Raw genomic sequence first — 16,560 nt, forward strand, 5'->3', positions numbered from 1 at the left:
GCAACAAAAAAAATATTGCTGGATCTGGATTGCTATTGATAGAGTTGGGAAAAGGTTCATCAACTGTTCTTTTGGCAGCAGAGGCACAGAAACTGGAATACAACTCTGGGACAAATTAAAGGATATTGAGATAAAAGAAGTCATGACGGATCACTGGAAAGCATATGCAGAGTTTCTTCCAGCGGCGATTCATACTCGATCCAAAGCAGAAACATATACTGTAGAAGGATATAATAGTATATTTAGGCATTTTCTGGCAAGGTTGAGAAGAAAGTCCAAGTGTTATACAAAGAGTATTGAAATGCTGCGGTACTCTGTCCTACTGTTAATGAAATTCAGAAATAAAGAGCTAACTATGTTTGAGTAACAATGCCGATTAAACATTAACACTACCACTTATTATCTCGTTTAAGGCCTATTGCAATAAATTTTTAAAAATAGTAAATAAATACTTGCAAAAGCAATTATTTGGTTAAAAAAATAGCAGCACACATGGCTGCAAATAGTTCAAGTTGAATTTAAAAATATAACATAGTGTTCATTTAATATGAATCAAAAGCTATTATATAATCTCCATCCTCATCACCTACAACATATAGCTCATTGTAATAGTCTCCCAAAGTCAGACCATAACCACTGATGTATAGTCCCCATTCAAAATTACCTCTGCCATAGAATTTAGAGGTGGTGCCAGAGCTATATTCATATGTGCCTTTTTCCCAGTTTGAAACTTTCCAAATTGCAGCGGCAAGAAACTCCTTCTTATACCATGAGTTGAGAAGGTGAGCATCTACAGTTTCACCATCATAGGTGAAGTATCCTTGTGTGTATAGAGTATAAACTTTTTGACCACCATATTTGGAGTACACTGCTCTCGATGCCAAAATATCAGATGTTCTAGAAGTACTTTTTGTTACAATGCTAGTGTTCTCCGTTTCCTTAATATCACTTATGAAAAAGAAATTATCGTTTGGGAATGATATGTAAGACCCATCATTTAGTTCATATGTTCTTAAACTAATCGTCTTAGAGGAGGTGCTATCTTTTTTAATATAATCTGTGGATACTTGGTTTTTCTCAAAATAATCAGTAATTATAGTGTCTGTTGTCAGAATGTTACTTTTTGAATTCAATGCATCGATTAATCCTTGTTCAAAATCGGAAGGTGTTTCACTAGCTGTCAATACTTCTTGTGAACTTACAGGTTGTACAATAAATGCACATACCAAAAGCATCGCAATAAGCAATATACTTGTTCTAAATTTAAGTGACATTTTATTTATCTCCACATTTTACGAGGAATATATCCAATTATTTTTAATTTTATATTAAAAAATAGGATATTTTCCAAATGAAAAGTAATATCTTAATCAAAAAAGATAATACTTATAGAATAAAATACATGAAGTAAATTATTTATTATTAACTGTGAGTAATTTGATAGTAAATAATGAACATAAAACAAGTATAATAACATACAATTCTAAGAGTAATACTAAAAAAGAATATTTACATAAATTTAAAAAAAAAAGTAAATGATATATAGCTACACAACAATTTAGTGAATATGTAGATAATATCATTCAGGAGGGACTAATTAACCATGGACTTAATTAAAAGGATATTACAATTCTTTGTAATACTTGTGGCAATTATTGTCATAGCACTGATAATTGGATTTTTTGTATATGGAGGAACTCGATGAACTCATTCAATATAGAACTAAAATATAAATAACACATGAATAAATCAAGTATTGTGAGTAATTTAACTGATTTTGCCCTTTATGGAGAATACAAACGTCTTCAATCGATTGATCAAAAAATTGCTGAAATTGAATCATTAATCGATTGGAAAACTTTTAGATTAATCTTAGAATTGATAAATAGCAATAAAACAGCTTTATACGGCAGACCTGAAGCTGATGTTATTGTGATGGTCAAAATACGTGTTCTGCGACAATGACATGGTTCATCTGATCCAAACTTGAAAGACAATATGTTGACAGAATATCTATTAGGAAATTCTTGTGTATCCCAGAATAAGTTCCTGAAAGCACAACTGTTTGATCATTCAGACAGAGAATTGCCGATAATGGTAAAAATCAAAAAATATGAGATTCATAGCCAGCTTAATGTCCTTGGGTTGAAAATAAAAAAAGGGAGGATCCAATAGATTCTAAAACTTATAAACCTGAAAAAATGATGCTAAACAATAAGAACCAGAAGTAGGACACCGGTAACAAAGGTGGTAAGTCTCACTTTGGGTACAATGTCATCACAAAATATACTATAACAAAAATGAAATTAAGCATTATGAAATTTAGAGCATAAGTCACTCATAAATAACAAAAATCGTGGTGCGGGAGATGCGATTCGAACGCATGAACTCCTACGAGACTAGGCTCTGAACCTAGCGCCTTTGGCCAGGCTGGGCAACTCCCGCATTGTGAATGGTCATTAAATGGATTTATTCTATATATCCTTTATCGATTATTGGGTGTTCTGACCCGGAAAGAACAACGTTGACTCTGGTATTGGCTAATGACATATAGAGCTATCGCTATTAAATAAGGAGAATAGAAGAAAAAATAGATAAGACCGGTTATTCCGGTCAATATTTGCTTACTAAGTTTTCTGATTAGTCCTTACGGCGTTGGAACACAAATGCCAGACCGATGATTGCGGCAATAGGCAGTGCAACAGTTGGGAATTCAGGGATTTCCTGGTCACAGCTTATTTCCATTGGAACGTAATCACATGCTGGTGAGCTCCATCCCCATCCTATAGGATACTTACACTGAAGATTATCAGGTCCTGGATTGTTGTCATCATCTATTACGATGTTCATTGCCCATCTGAATGATTCACATTCAAAGACCGTCTTATCAATCATTATAGTGAAAGTAGTTGCTTTTGTCAGATCTGCATTGTTACCTGTAACAGACATTCCTGCAGGAAGGACATTAGTTGCAGGTCCCCAGCCACTAGAATATTCTTTATAAGCAGGTTGCGAGTCATCAATTCCACTTTCACCAGGCATTACACCAAGAATGAATACAGGAGCTGTCTGATCGGAAATCGCAAGTTGAACACCTGTTGCTGAACTTATTGGTGCAATTGAAGGATCGATCTCGACCACCCATTCAACATATGTTGGATATTCAGTTACTGTAACATCGAATTGACCTTCAGTACATCCGAAATCTGTTTGGTCTAGTTCTACAGTCGTTGCAGCTGATGCCATACCTACAAGAGATATAAGCACAGCTAGTAGCATAAATGTTTTCATCATTTTCATATCGTTACCACCACTGTACGTTTAATACGTAATTATGTTCAGTAACAAAGTTATATAAACCTGACCCAGTTAATTGATAAAAATAGAAATCTCATAATTATTATGAGATTTGAAAAGTATTAAAGCCTACAAAAGTTCATGCCATCATTTTCATAAGAAGAGCTTTCTGGGCGTGCAGGCGGTTCTCTGCCTGGTCAAAAACAACTGAATGAGGACCATCCATAACCTCTGCGCTAATCTCTTCACCGCGGTGTGCAGGGAGACAGTGCATAACGATGACATCCGGTTTAGCCTGCTCCACCAGTTCATTATTGATCTGGTATGGTGCAAGGTCCTTCAAGCGTTTCTCACGCTCATCCTCATCGCCCATGGAAACCCATACATCAGCATAAAGGATATCTGCATCCTTTGCAGCCTCATTCGGGTCATTGGTGATAGTTATATTTCCGCCAAGTTCTCTTGCAAGCTCAACAATGTCCTCATCCGGCTCATATCCCGGAGGACATGCAACTGCCACCTCCATTTCCATCAGGGCACCGCCGATAATAGCAGAATTACAAACATTGTTTCCGTCGCCAACCCACGCATACTTCAGGCCGGCAATCTTGCTCTTATACTCACGGATAGTGAGAAGGTCGGCAAGTATCTGGCATGGATGTTCCTTATCCGAAAGCGCATTGATAACCGGAATAGAGGAATGCTCTGCCAGCTGTTTCACCGTTTCATGGCTGTAAACCCTTGCAATGATACCATAGAGGTATCTGGAAAGAACCTCAGAAGTGTCGCCCACAGTCTCGCCTCTGCCAAGCTGCATATCCCTGGCGTTGAGATAGAGAGCATGTCCTCCAAGGTCGCACATAGCAACCTCAAAGGACACACGTGTACGTGTAGATGACTTTTCAAAGATCATGCCGAGACTCTTATTCTTTAGCAGGTCTGTGACCTTACCTCTCAGGCGTTTCTCCTTAAGATCCTCCGCCATATCAAGTAACTCATTGATCTCATCATGAGTCAGGTCTGCCATTGAAATCAGGTGCTTCATACTTAAACCCTCACTATATACCTAATAAAATTACTGCCCGCGTATTTCATTCATGTGGTCAATACGTCTCTGAATAAGGAACGCTTTGCCGATATCACTTCTGTAATGAAGGTCACCGCAAAGATTCTCCAGAGCATTCTGGGCGATCTCTTCTGCTTCTTCAATTGAATCCGCAACACCTACAACAGCAACAGCCCTTGAACCTGTGGTGTACACCTTCCCATCCTTCTCGTAAACGCTTGAATAGAAAAGAATTGCATCACCAATATCACCAACTGTTACTTCCCTGTCCTTTGTAGGATCATCAGGATAGCCTGCAGGAACAGCATACTTGCACACTGTTGCCTTATTGCTGAACTTCACATCGATCTTATCAAGTGTACCACTTGCCATTGCAGCCAGCACATCAACATAATCTGATTCCAGAAGAGGCAATACGTTCATTGCTTCTGGGTCACCGAAACGTGCATTGAACTCAATAACCTTTGGACCGTCCTTTGTGATCATGAACTGACCGTAGAGCGTTCCCTTATACTCCTGCCCGGTCTCCTTGTAAAGAGCCTTAATGGTGTCCTTCATGATCTGCTTTGAACCTTCAACATCCTCAGCGGTCAGGAACGGAAGAATCTCGCCTGCGCCGTTGTATGAACCCATACCACCGGTGTTTGGTCCGAGGTCATTCTCAAATGCTCTCTTATGATCCTGGACTGTTGGCATGAAAGCAAGGTTCTTTCCGTCAACAAAAGCCTGAAGTGTGAACTCCTCACCAACGAGGTTCTCCTCAACAACAACACTTCCCATATCAAGAAGACTTGATGCATACTCTTTTGCAGCTTCAACATCAGGTAACTGGTCACCCATTACCTTGACACCTTTTCCTCCTGTAAGACCTGCAGGCTTAATAGCAACATTTCCAAGCTCATCGATAAAAGCATCCATTGCAGCCTTATCTGTGAAAACATCAAAAACAGGACAGCCTGCAATATTGTTGTTCTTCATGAAGTTGCGTGCCCATGCCTTATCGAACTCGAGCTGTGCAACCTTCTGCTTAGGACTTGCAACGCTGATACCTTCTGCTTCAAGGGCATCTGCAATGCCTACTGCAAGAGGAGCTTCCGGACCAACTACAACAAGTTCAATGTTCTTAGAAACAGCATACTCGACAACTTTCTCAACGTTTGTCTCCTTCTCAAGGAGATAATCCTCACAAAGAGCAGCAATGCCCGGGTTCTTCTTTGACATCACCACATAGATGGACGGGTCTTTTCTGCTACGTTCAATTGCTGCCACGATAGCATGCTCTCTTCCGCCGCCACCAACTACTAGTATATTCATTTATGAAACCTCATTTATCAAAATTTGTCAGAAAAATCTTATCAAAATTGTATATGGTATTCGATTAATTAGAGATATTTTTGTTTGATTATAAGTAGGAATTAGAATATCAGAAAGTTCTAATTCCTGAAATAAATAACTTGTCTTTTATTCGGATGTTCAGATGATACTTCTGATGAGACTCTCAGTCAATACATCAGATGAGATCACTTGCCCTGACAAGAGGCACAAGTTTCACACCGATATCACTCAGGCTCTTTTCAGCCCCAGACTCACGGTCAACGACAGTAATGACCCTGTCAACCACGGCACCTGCTTCACGAATTGCCACAATGGCATCCATTACAGAACCACCGCTGGTGGTCACATCCTCAAGAAGCAGTACCTTTGAACCTTTCTGGAAATCACCAACAAAGCGTCCCCCAGTACCGTATTCTTTCGCAGATTTACGAATAAGTATAAGTGGAAGATCGGTCTCCATTGAAACTGCTGTTGCAAGTGGAACACCACCAAGCACAACACCACCGACTGAATCGATATCCAGACCCTTTATGACCTTGCCTGCCTCCTTTGCTATAACCTTGAGGGTCTTAGGATCCGTGCTTGCTTTCTTTATATCAATATAATAACTGCTCTTCTTTCCTGAAGCAAGTGTGAAATCTCCAAATTTGACTGCACCACATGCCTTTAATGCATCAATTAATGTACGTTTGCCATTCCCGTCAGACATAAGATCACCGATTATTGCTAAAATCATTGCTAAATAGATAATTTGTTTGATAATTGTTAAACTCTGTCAATCACCAGGGCTCGTTCTTTACCCCTATGAAATAACCAATAACGTTTGTTACAAAATGCAGCAGAGGAGTTATGATAAGCAGGGTAAGAACAATACTGGATGTGAAATTGCCCAAAAACCATGCAGGTGAAGTTATTAATGTCAGCAGCCATGCGCCCATGACAAAATCAAGCTGGTCAACACCTGGCAGGGCAGCACCTCTCTTGTATCCCATCCTGCGTTTGAAGTAACTCATGGACATATCACCCAACAGCGAACCGAATGCAAGGGTGAATATCACAAGCAAAGCACCCATACCCTCTCCAAAGGATGGCAACTCAACTCCAAATATGCTACTGCTTCTGCTAAGATAATACATCTGCAACATGCCCAGCAACATTCCGCACACAGTACCTGCAATAAGACCGCGCCAGGTCTTTCCATCCCCAAGCATGCGACGCCCATCAGACATCGTTCTGCCACCATCTATAGGACGGCCACCGCCAAAAACAGCAGCCATGGAGTTTGGAAGGTAAGCAGGAAGCATCAGCCAGACAGCAGTGATGATTATCTCTATCAAGTAACAACCCTCTTTGAAAACTCTTTTTTGCAATTTCCGTTTGCATATACGTTATTTAATATATCAAAGTACAACGGATAAAATAGCTCTAACTATAAATACATTGTACACATAAAAATTCCCGCAAGATGAAAAACAAAATACCGAACCTGACAACTAGTAATACCATGCTTGCGACTGTTGTCACTTTTCTCATACTGGCAACTATCATTACAATAGGGATGCTAACTCCCCTGATCGCAAAGCTTGTAAACGGCGTGAATCTGAGCCTTGACCCTGGATATTATAACACCAGATCTGCAATTCCTGTTGCTGTACTGGTGCTGCTTCTAAGCACATGCATGCTGATAGGATATGCAGATAAAAAATATATTATCCCCGTAGTAACAGGCTCAGCCTTGATTTCACTGATCTTTGCAGTGCTATCACCATTTGGAAATACTCCGATCGACATTTCCCTGCCAATACTGATAGTAGCTCTCCTGGCAACGTTGTACCGCATATACAGAATGATTTCAAGTAAACAGAATACTGCAACTAAAGATAAGATACGTAAGATCAGCGCACACATAATCCATGTTGGAATACTGCTTATCCTTCTCGGCATAGTACTCAGCTCCAACATGAAGATGGAAAGCTCCGCAGTCCTAAATTCAGGTTCCAGCGAGATCATAAGCTTCGACGGACAACACTACCAACTTAAAATGAACAGTATGAACTCATACTACAGCGGAGAAGCTTTCAGAAACTATCCAGCATCATCGTACACAACAGAGGTCATTTTTGATATCTACAAAAATGGCAGATATTTCAAGGGCGGAAAAGTGAACTACATCACCGATTTCAAGTGGGGGCAGACATATACAACCACTTACATAAACCGCGGACTCACTGAGGAACTTTTCATCGCTCCAAGAGCTATTGACGAATCTGCCGGTGAGATCGACCTCTACATGAGAACTGTACCATTTATCAACTGCCTCTGGGGAGGTATCTACCTCATGATAATAGGCATCATTGCCCTTCTTCTGACTGACCGCGGGAACAAAGATAGAGCAATTGAATCCAACAACACTTCAGTAAAAACCAGTTCAAATATTACAGACAGTGGAGATAAGTACGACCGAATGCTTCAGCAGGAAATAGAGAAGCGTAAAGCAAAAAGGGTGAAGGGAAAGAGGTGATGTTTTGAATTTTGGAATGATACTAATATGGATATCCTTCATCTGTGGACTGGGTGCCACATTTGCCTCAATAAGATATAATTTGAATTCTGACCAGAGATCAGGAATACTGACAAAAAAACTGGAAATACTCTGCACGCTTGCCGTCACACTCTCATCCATGATCCTCATTATACACCTGTTGAGTGTGAACGCATCCTACGAATACGTGTATAATCACTCAAGCACCGATCTTTCATGGTTCTATCGCATTTCAGCATTCTGGGCAGGCCAGCAGGGTTCACTACTGCTCTGGGCGTGGGCGATCCTTGTGATGCTTATGTTCGTGCGATATACCGGACACACAAAGGAACTTTCAGAATCAAAGTTAATGGATATCACCACAATGGTGACCATGGCAATTGTTTCTGTATTCCTGATACTGCTTGTAATTGACAATCCTTTTTCAGCTTTCAGGGTTCTGCCAACAGGTTCCATAGAACCAACTAACTGGAATCCTTTTGCAACACTCTATAATGTGCCCTACGGCCAGGGAATGAACCCTCTCCTGAGAAACCCATGGATGGCTGTCCACCCCCCAATGCTCTTCCTGGGATATGCAGCTTTTACCATTCCATTTTCTGCTGCCGTTGCCAACCTTATCACAAAAGACAATCGCTGGACACTAATATCAAGAGACTGGATGAGAATTGCATGGCTATTCCTGACACTTGGAATCGGTCTTGGAGGATTCTGGGCATACGAAGTGCTTGGATGGGGGGCATGGTACTGGACCTGGGACCCCGTAGAAACATCTTCTCTTATACCATGGATAACTGCAACAGCATATCTTCATGCGCAATCACGTACAAAGTATGGAGAATATGGATTCCTGGCACCATTTATGGCAGTGGTATCTTTTATTCTTGTTATATTCGCAACCTTTGTAACAAGAAGTGGCATCTGGGCTTCTGTACACTCATGGCAGGACTTCACAACAGAAGGACTGGTCATAGCCATATTCCTGGTACTTCTTACAGGAGGTAGTATATTCCTTCTGGGTAAGAGATATCTGGACGAAAATTGAAAAGGAAAAAGTAACAGATAATTGCTTTAGAGCATTTGTCATTCTATTTTTTTAAGGCATGAACATTCAGACGTCTGAAATATTCAAAATAGGTTCCATCTTCCTGCTCAGCTATCTTTTTTGCTTCTTTGATAACGCGCTTTGCGAAAAGAATAGCCTTATCCTCCGGGAGAAAAGATACAAAAGGAACAAGACTTGGTTGGTTTATCCATCCAACATAAGATTCTTCATCAGGAAAATTGCGATCAGCGTTCTCTATCCACACACGGATGCTTTCAAAGCCTGCCTCGATAAGCAATTTTTCGTATTCTTCAACACCGGGTATGTACCAAGGCCACTCAAATGAACTGAAATCATCCTTGAATTCCGGAGAATCCATTATTTCTTTAAGGACTGGAATCAGATTCATACAATTACCTTCACCCGCAAACTGTACTCTCATGATTCCGCCACTTTTCATTGAGCGATTGATCTGACGCAAAGCAAGAGAATGATCTTTCACCCAATGAAGAGCAGCGTTTGAGAACACAACATCGAACTCATCCTCAAGGTCCATCCCGGTAATGTCACACAATAAGAAATCCATATTGCCTTTCTTGTGCTTTTTTGCCTGTTTAAGCATAGAAGGTGAACTGTCAATACCAGTTACTTTTCCATCCGGAACCTTTTCTGCAAGTTTTGCGCTGAGAAGACCATTGCCGCAACCAAGATCAAGGATGTGTTCATTGCCTTTCAGGGCAAGCTCATCCATTACTTTGCTGCCCCACTCCTGTTGTGGTGCTGAAAATTTCTCGTACTTCTCACCATCAAATCCCTTTTTCACAGAAATCCCCCTTAATTTTGGATGATCTTATTCTTCAATAAAGGTCTCAGTCTTCAGATTGCCATTCTCTTCTATCAGAATCTCGATCTTTCTTTCAGCTTTGGATAGTTTCTGGTTGCAGATCCTAGCAAGTTTCATGCCACGCTCAAATAGTCCCAGACTCTGATCAAGGGTCAATTGTCCTTTTTCAAGTTTCTCAACCAGAGATTCAAGTTCTACAAGGGAATCTTCAAAACTTATAGTCTCTGAATCTTCCAATCCGCTCATAAGATCACTCATCTGGCGCTTCCCAACATCTGTCCTTTCTTCAGAACCTTTCCCAGTTCCTGCCATAAACTTCAACTCCTATTTTCAGCTTTATTTCCTTTCTCTGGCCTTACCCGTTACTTTGCACTCTAGTGTACCATCTATTAACCTTACATCCACCAATTCATCGGTTTCCACGTCATCAACACGTCTGATCACAGCATGATCCTCATTTTTCAGAGCAATACTATATCCACGTTCAAGAGTGTTCAAAGGACTTACTGCATTCAGTCTGCCTGCAAGTCCACTAAGTGAAGCATACCTGGATTCCATTGCCCTCCCAAAAGCCATTTCCATTCGGGAACCCATCTCATCGATCCTCTGCATATCACGCCGCACAATTTCAGCAAATCTTTCCGGCTCTATGCGGGAATAAAGATACTCAACATGATGCCGTCTGTCAGCAATAAGATGTATTGCTGCCTGTTGCATACGTGATGAAACAGATTCAACATGTTTTTTCAGGCCAGTCTTTTCAGGAACTGCAATTTCAGCTGCAGCAGATGGAGTTGGTGCTCTTACGTCCGCCACAAAATCTGAAATGGTATAATCTGTTTCATGTCCCACAGCAGATATAACAGGAATCTCGGAATCAAATATGGCTCTTGCAACAAGCTCTTCATTAAAGGACCAAAGGTCTTCCAAAGAGCCGCCACCTCTTCCCACGATAATCACATCTACATCGGTCTGGTTTAGATATTCAAGGGCTTTTACAATACTCCCTGCAGAGTTCTCACCCTGAACTATCGCAGGACTGAGCAGGACGTCAACAGGGAACCTGCGCCTGAGCACATGAAGTATGTCATGAATTGCTGCTCCGGTCGGTGACGTAATAACACCAATTCTGGAAGGATATTGAGGAATCTTCTTCTTGTGAACAACATCGAACAGACCTTCCTCCTGTAACCTGTTCCTGAGCTGTTCATATGCTTTGTAAAGCTCACCGATACCATCAGGACGCATATCAAGAACCCTAAGCTGATACTGACCTCGGACAGTGTACACGTCAACAGTTCCGAACACAAGGACTTTCATTGAGGATTCTGGTTCGAATTTCAGGGTCCTGTTGGTCATCCTGAAACTCACGCAGCTTATCTGCGCGTTCCCATCCTTAAGTGTGAAATAATAATGGCCGGAGCTATGTTTCGTCAGGTTCGATATCTCACCGCGAACCCACACCTGCGATAGTTGCGGATCGTTTGTCAGAACCTTTTTTATGTGCTCATTTAGCTGTGATACGGTGTATATACCCATACAGACCTCCGGTCTTTTAAGAGAATATGCTCCGGGAGTATTAAAACCAGTGGGAAGTAATGTGAAAGTATTGTATTAACGCTTGTTGCTGATATTTTCCCCCCGATACCTTCTGACAGCAAATATTTCTAAAAAATAAGTTTGTAAATAAGTAAATAGTTAAAATTTAATTTAGAAAAGTTTTAATATGTTCGTTTTTCATTTGAAAAAAGTTCATAGGTGGTGAAAAACGTGGTACTGAAAAAAAGAAAAACTACCTGCATAGTGAATAGTGATCTAAATGACAATTCTGACGCGATAACAGATGTCATTGACTATCCGCAAATGCAAATGGTCTTACCTGAGGAAAAGATGATAATTGCAGGCATTGTTGCCGCAAACGATCAAGAGAAAGATAAGACTAAAAATATGGTGAGCAAACTGGTTGGCAGATTCAGCATTCTGGCTGGAAAGAAAGCGCAGCAGGATGAGATCTGCCCTTACAGATCCAAAGTAAACAGAAACAGCAGGAATATAACAATAGATTGCAGTGAATGTGAACACGGGTCCAGCCTGCAAAACGAACATTGCAGGAAGAATATTTTTGATATATTAAGAAAAGAGCCTGCTGTTGAGAGACTTACGCTTGCAAAACTCTATGAAAGAGATTACGAAGGAAGATCTCTGGCTACAATTTATCACATGGCAGGCTTGCAGGACAAACTTATACCATACAGAAATTCCAGATTCACAAGTGAAAGCTGTGACAATTCCAGTCTCTGCAAAAAAGAGCACACCAGAATAATGGATTCAATCATTTCGGCTGCTGGAACTGATCCGTTAAAGACCTGTTATTCAATTGAGAAACTGGTAGTATATAATGAAAAAAAAGACAGCTGCTTTGATATCCGGCATGAGTGTTCGATCTGCAGAAAGAGATTTCTCAACACTTTGCTGGAAATGAAAGCATTATCCGGACGAATAACCAGTAATATCAGGGCAGGAACTGCGAATTCCATGATCTGCTACATAAAGGCAGATGGTATAAGTGACGAAAAATGTGCAATAGATTATGAGAGCCAGCTGCGTTCTTATGTCAGGCCTCCCTTTTCAACATCCCGAATATACACAGAACCACCTGACAATACTCTTTTCCTTGAATGTTATGACATCAGTTATCAGGATGAAAGACGACTGCCGGTAAATATCTACCAGCTGACAGACCGCCCGGAGAAAATGTACATCATCAATCCTGTGGAGTATTCGCTTGAGGAAAAGGAACTGAAACTAATAGAAAGGATCAGGATGAAAATGATAACTCACCGGCCTGCAGACTTGCAGTTCGCAGACCCGGGAAGTTCAAGAGAATATTTTCGCAGGCTTAGTAAACAGTTCCTGTATGAAGAAAAAGATGTAGAGGATATACTTACTGATCCTGCAAAGGTGAAACTCTGCTGCGACTTGCTCACTAAATATACAACAGGACTTGGCATCCTTGAGGATTTGCTGTCTGACGAGAGAGTTACAGATGTTTATGTAAATGCACCTGCGGACCTGAATCCTGTTCATGTAGTGCTTGATGGAGAGGAATGTATTTCCAACATTTATCTGTCACAAGAAGATATGGAATCCATGGTTTCAAGGCTGCGTTCGATAAGTGGAAGACCTTTTGGTGAAGCTACTCCTGTTCTTGAAATGTTTCTCAGGGAGTATGGAGTGAGAGTATCTGTTATCGGTGATCCTCTTAGTGCAAAAGGTATAGCTTATGCTTTCAGAAAACATGCAAAAGACCCGTGGACATTACCAAAACTCATCAACAAGGGTTCCATCTCACCACTTGCTGCAGGGCTTCTGAGCTTTATCATGGACGGCCAGGCGTCAGTGCTGGTTGCCGGTGGCGTAGGAGCTGGAAAGACCTCACTCATGTGTGCACTACTTTTGGAAATGCCACAGAAATACCGCATGATAACAATAGAGGACACACCGGAGATACCCATTGAAGAACTTCAGGAAATGGGATGGAAGGTGCAGGGACTTAATTCACAGTCAGCCATAATGAAATATGGTGTGGAGATCGAACCGTCCGTTGCTTTACGTGCTTCCCTGAGGCTTGGTAGTTCATCACTTATTATGGGAGAAGTAAGGGGACCTGAAGTGGCAGTGTTGTACGAGGCTATGCAGGTTGGTGCGGCAGGAAACTCTGTCATTGGTACGATTCACGGATCTTCTACAGATGCAGTGTACGAAAGGATAGTCAACACCCTGGAAGTTCCTCCTGCATCATTCAAGGCCACCGATGCTGTGATAGTTTGCGCTAATACTAGACTCTCAGGTAGCATGACAATGAAAAGACGTGTTATGCAGGTTGCAGAGGTTAACGAGAAATGGGATGAGAACTCTGGAAAGGTTTTCTCTGATATACTAAGCTACGATGCTTCAACTGACAGAATTGTGCCATCCGACCTCATGGACAGAGGCCAATCTGTCCTCATTGGAAAAATTGCAGATAAATGGGGCATATCCATGGATGATGCTGCTATGAATATCCGCATGAGAGCAATGATCAAAGGAAAGATAGCAGAGTTTGGACTGGAGCAGCCTCATCTGCTTGAGGCTAAGAATGTGGCAACAGCTAACAATATGTTCTGGGTGCTCATGGACAAAGAGATCACAGAACCAGATAGAATGAACTACCAGAGAGTCTATGATAGGTGGTATGAATGGTTCAGTTCATTTGCAGGAAGGAAAGATGATACTGGAGAGAGGTCAAATGAAAGCAACGAGAGAGACATTGAAAGTGATGCGAACACTCTTTCGGAAAAAATGGCTGCACTCTCTTTTGATGATATTATTCCAGATGGACCCTGTGACCTGATCACGAATGAAGATTACTTCACAGAAGGTGGTCAGACTGTACAGTGAGAACTGGTACTACCATGGATGTAAATTCATATCTGCAAACTTCAACTGGCTGTTAAAAGACCTTGATTCATTCCGGCGAAAAGCTGACAATTCAACCAGCGAGGAATACAGGAATGCAATGGTCTACACTGGCATGGGACTTGAGCCTTATGAAACAGTTATGTTTTCCTATGTTGCGGCTGCCTGTGCACTTGTAAGCATACTGATATTTGATTATTTCCTGTTCAGGATAACAAGCTTTGAAAGCTCAACATTGCATGCAGTTATCGTATTGAGCCTTTTGTTTCCCCTGGCCGTGATGCTTTACACTAGCGAGTATATCAAGCTTCATGCAAAATGGATGAAGGTAAGCTCTCTAGGAGATATGCCGGAGATAGTGAGCTATCTGGTAATGTCCATGAAACTTGTGCCGAATATGGAAGTAGCCATCAGATTTGCCGCTGAGAATTCCGGCAGACCACTTGCAAAAGACCTGAAGAAAATGATATGGAACCTGCATGTAAGGGAATATCGTGGAATTGATGATGCGATCCTTGAATTCTCAAATCTCTGGGGCAAGGACAGTGAATTCTTCAAAAGGGCATTACACCTCATTAAAAGTTCAACCAGCGAACCTGATGAAGCACAGAGAATAATCACGCTGAACAGGTCTCTTGACCTTGTGCTTGAAAGTACGAAGAACCTGATGGACAGCTTTGCATCCAAACTTAAAACGCCCACTTATGTGCTTTACTCAGTTTTCATCCTGATACCCCTTGCACTTGTGGCACTCATGCCTGCCATAACAGTTGTGGGTATAAAGTTTGGAATAGGTACACTTGTGATAGTGTACGACGTTGTCCTGCCACTCTTCACATTCGCCTATGCGGAATATATACTCATGCAGCGACCTGCTGCATTCATACCACAGAATATTCCTGACAGCCACCCGGGACTTGAAGGTATCAAAAAAAGAAAACGTGAATCATTGATACTTTCCTTGTCCATTGGTCTTTTGATATCCTCACTCGGATATATATTAATCCTCAAAGGAAATCCATGGAATATTGTTTCTACCAATACACTTGAAGGAATAATCCCGCCTACGCTCTTTGTGATATGGGGGATTGTATTTGCAGTGGCAATCTATCTGAACATCAGCTACGCCCCATACAAGAAAATAAGAGACGAAATACGCAAGATGGAGAATGAGTTCTCAGATGCACTCTTCATTCTTGGAAGAAGGATATCAGAAGGAAGATCTGCAGAAGAGGCGTTCATACACACTGCAAGCACCATGGAAGGATCAGATATTGCGCCAGCATTTGAAAGAATATCATTGAATCTGATGAATATGAGAACAGATGTTTACTCTGCAATATTTGATGAGAATTTCGGGGCTTTCAAAGACATATACTCAGAAAGGATAAAGACCACGATGAAACTGCTTGTGGAAAGCACTCATAAAAGCCATGAGATAGCAGGTGTTGCAATTGTAAAACTTGCAGACCACTTGAAGGAGCTTCAGAATGTGGAACTCAATATCAAACAATCATTATATGACATGACTTCTACCATGCGTTCAACTGCGGCAGTCTTCGCGCCACTTATAGCTGGTGTCACCATCGCACTTTCTGAAGTCATAGCAAAGATACTTCAGAATATATCTGACAGCATCAGGAGACTTCCTGAGAATTCACTACCCGGACCTGCACAAATATCACCCGATAATCTGAACCAGTCCATACCCTCTGATCTTTTCATGTTTGCGATAGGGATTTACATCATACTAATAACCGTTATATTGATACGATTTTCAGGAACAATAGAATATGGCGGAGATAAATCACAATTGCGATATGAGATTGGGCAGATACTTCCAGTGACAATAATTGTCTTTACAGTTTCAACCATATTCTCAAGGATCATTTTCAGGGGAATGATATGAATTCGGGGAAATAGCACGTAATGAAGGAAAATTTGAAAGATAATTATCATATATCAACTGCCGC

15 protein-coding genes and 1 tRNA gene are annotated in these 16,560 nt (G+C 41.1%); 6 read left to right on the forward strand and 10 right to left on the reverse strand.

All coding sequences use genetic code 11. The features are described 5' to 3' along the window. Nucleotides 1-367, forward strand: a 367-nt coding sequence (locus BLP52_RS04820; protein ID WP_154717769.1) for an IS1 family transposase, incomplete at its 5' end; no start/stop codon positions are given. Between the two features lie 175 nt (nt 368-542). On the opposite strand, the gene BLP52_RS04825 is transcribed toward BLP52_RS04820, so the two are convergent. Then, nucleotides 543-1,274, reverse strand: a complete 732-nt coding sequence (locus BLP52_RS04825) for a hypothetical protein (RefSeq protein WP_091709228.1) — start codon at nt 1,272-1,274, stop codon at nt 543-545. 466 nt (nt 1,275-1,740) lie between these two features. Here BLP52_RS04825 and BLP52_RS04830 point away from each other — a divergent pair, with 466 nt between their 5' ends. Then, entirely contained in the window at nt 1,741-1,965 is a 225-nt protein-coding gene (locus BLP52_RS04830; protein ID WP_091709230.1) for a hypothetical protein, read from the forward strand. A 392-nt stretch (nt 1,966-2,357) separates the two neighbouring features. Here the strand turns inward: BLP52_RS04830 and BLP52_RS04840 are convergent. The 6 genes from BLP52_RS04840 to BLP52_RS04865 all read right to left on the reverse strand — a co-directional run bounded on the left by BLP52_RS04840 (nt 2,358) and on the right by BLP52_RS04865 (nt 7,026). Then, nucleotides 2,358-2,445: transfer RNA gene (locus BLP52_RS04840), tRNA-Leu, on the reverse strand. 195 nt (nt 2,446-2,640) lie between these two features. Next, nucleotides 2,641-3,300, reverse strand: coding sequence for a PEF-CTERM sorting domain-containing protein (locus BLP52_RS14680; RefSeq protein ID WP_091709234.1), 660 nt, complete (start codon nt 3,298-3,300; stop codon nt 2,641-2,643). Nucleotides 3,301-3,436: 136 nt separating this feature from the next. Further along, a complete protein-coding gene (argF, locus tag BLP52_RS04850) occupies nt 3,437-4,342 on the reverse strand; it encodes an ornithine carbamoyltransferase (RefSeq protein WP_091709235.1) in 906 nt (301 codons plus the stop codon). A 30-nt stretch (nt 4,343-4,372) separates the two neighbouring features. Next, nucleotides 4,373-5,677 (reverse strand): phosphoribosylamine--glycine ligase, encoded by a 1,305-nt coding sequence (gene purD / locus BLP52_RS04855; RefSeq protein WP_091709237.1) that lies wholly within the window; start codon nt 5,675-5,677, stop codon nt 4,373-4,375. Nucleotides 5,678-5,873: 196 nt separating this feature from the next. Continuing rightward, the gene (pyrE, locus tag BLP52_RS04860) at nt 5,874-6,434 is read right to left on the reverse strand and encodes an orotate phosphoribosyltransferase (RefSeq protein WP_238380727.1); all 561 of its coding nucleotides are present in this window, start codon (nt 6,432-6,434) and stop codon (nt 5,874-5,876) included. A 43-nt stretch (nt 6,435-6,477) separates the two neighbouring features. Further along, nucleotides 6,478-7,026, reverse strand: a complete 549-nt coding sequence (locus tag BLP52_RS04865; protein ID WP_274377641.1) for a CDP-2,3-bis-(O-geranylgeranyl)-sn-glycerol synthase — start codon at nt 7,024-7,026, stop codon at nt 6,478-6,480. A gap of 137 nt (nt 7,027-7,163) precedes the next feature. Here BLP52_RS04865 and BLP52_RS04870 point away from each other — a divergent pair, with 137 nt between their 5' ends. Beyond that, on the forward strand, nt 7,164-8,219 hold the full coding sequence (locus BLP52_RS04870) for a cytochrome c-type biogenesis CcmF C-terminal domain-containing protein (protein WP_091709240.1): 1,056 nt from the start codon (nt 7,164-7,166) through the stop codon (nt 8,217-8,219). A 4-nt stretch (nt 8,220-8,223) separates the two neighbouring features. Continuing rightward, entirely contained in the window at nt 8,224-9,285 is a 1,062-nt protein-coding gene (ccsA, locus tag BLP52_RS04875) for a cytochrome c biogenesis protein CcsA (protein WP_091709242.1), read from the forward strand. Between the two features lie 43 nt (nt 9,286-9,328). On the opposite strand, the gene BLP52_RS04880 is transcribed toward ccsA, so the two are convergent. From BLP52_RS04880 to xseA, 3 genes are read right to left on the reverse strand one after another with little or no spacing between them, the layout of a single operon-like run. Beyond that, nucleotides 9,329-10,108: a class I SAM-dependent methyltransferase gene (locus BLP52_RS04880; protein WP_091709244.1), complete on the reverse strand. Its 780-nt coding sequence runs from the start codon at nt 10,106-10,108 to the stop codon at nt 9,329-9,331. A 27-nt stretch (nt 10,109-10,135) separates the two neighbouring features. Beyond that, on the reverse strand, nt 10,136-10,441 hold the full coding sequence (locus tag BLP52_RS04885) for an exodeoxyribonuclease VII small subunit (RefSeq protein WP_238380728.1): 306 nt from the start codon (nt 10,439-10,441) through the stop codon (nt 10,136-10,138). Nucleotides 10,442-10,465: 24 nt separating this feature from the next. Further along, entirely contained in the window at nt 10,466-11,668 is a 1,203-nt protein-coding gene (xseA, locus tag BLP52_RS04890) for an exodeoxyribonuclease VII large subunit (RefSeq protein ID WP_091709246.1), read from the reverse strand. Nucleotides 11,669-11,899: 231 nt separating this feature from the next. On the opposite strand from xseA, the gene BLP52_RS04895 reads away from it, so the two are divergent. After that, nucleotides 11,900-14,569, forward strand: a complete 2,670-nt coding sequence (locus tag BLP52_RS04895) for a type II/IV secretion system ATPase subunit (protein ID WP_238380729.1) — start codon at nt 11,900-11,902, stop codon at nt 14,567-14,569. After that, on the forward strand, nt 14,529-16,496 hold the full coding sequence (locus BLP52_RS04900) for a hypothetical protein (RefSeq protein ID WP_238380730.1): 1,968 nt from the start codon (nt 14,529-14,531) through the stop codon (nt 16,494-16,496). Before BLP52_RS04895 ends, BLP52_RS04900 begins: the two co-directional genes overlap by 41 nt. The last annotated feature ends 64 nt before the right edge of the window (nt 16,497-16,560 follow it).

This window comes from Methanolobus vulcani (assembly GCF_900100715.1).
In the GTDB taxonomy this organism is placed as follows: domain Archaea; phylum Halobacteriota; class Methanosarcinia; order Methanosarcinales; family Methanosarcinaceae; genus Methanolobus; species Methanolobus vulcani.

What these genes read in the sequence shown, in the direction of transcription:
- BLP52_RS04825 (WP_091709228.1), bottom strand. Translation starts at nt 1,274, where the DNA reads ATGTCACTTAAATTTAGAACAAGTATATTGCTTATTGCGATGCTTTTG.
- BLP52_RS04830 (WP_091709230.1), top strand. Translation starts at nt 1,741, where the DNA reads ATGAATAAATCAAGTATTGTGAGTAATTTAACTGATTTTGCCCTTTAT.
- BLP52_RS14680 (WP_091709234.1), bottom strand. Translation starts at nt 3,300, where the DNA reads ATGAAAATGATGAAAACATTTATGCTACTAGCTGTGCTTATATCTCTT.
- argF (WP_091709235.1), bottom strand. Translation starts at nt 4,342, where the DNA reads ATGAAGCACCTGATTTCAATGGCAGACCTGACTCATGATGAGATCAAT.
- purD (WP_091709237.1), bottom strand. Translation starts at nt 5,677, where the DNA reads ATGAATATACTAGTAGTTGGTGGCGGCGGAAGAGAGCATGCTATCGTG.
- pyrE (WP_238380727.1), bottom strand. Translation starts at nt 6,434, where the DNA reads ATGATTTTAGCAATAATCGGTGATCTTATGTCTGACGGGAATGGCAAA.
- BLP52_RS04870 (WP_091709240.1), top strand. Translation starts at nt 7,164, where the DNA reads ATGAAAAACAAAATACCGAACCTGACAACTAGTAATACCATGCTTGCG.
- BLP52_RS04885 (WP_238380728.1), bottom strand. Translation starts at nt 10,441, where the DNA reads ATGGCAGGAACTGGGAAAGGTTCTGAAGAAAGGACAGATGTTGGGAAG.
- xseA (WP_091709246.1), bottom strand. Translation starts at nt 11,668, where the DNA reads ATGGGTATATACACCGTATCACAGCTAAATGAGCACATAAAAAAGGTT.
- BLP52_RS04900 (WP_238380730.1), top strand. Translation starts at nt 14,529, where the DNA reads ATGAAGATTACTTCACAGAAGGTGGTCAGACTGTACAGTGAGAACTGG.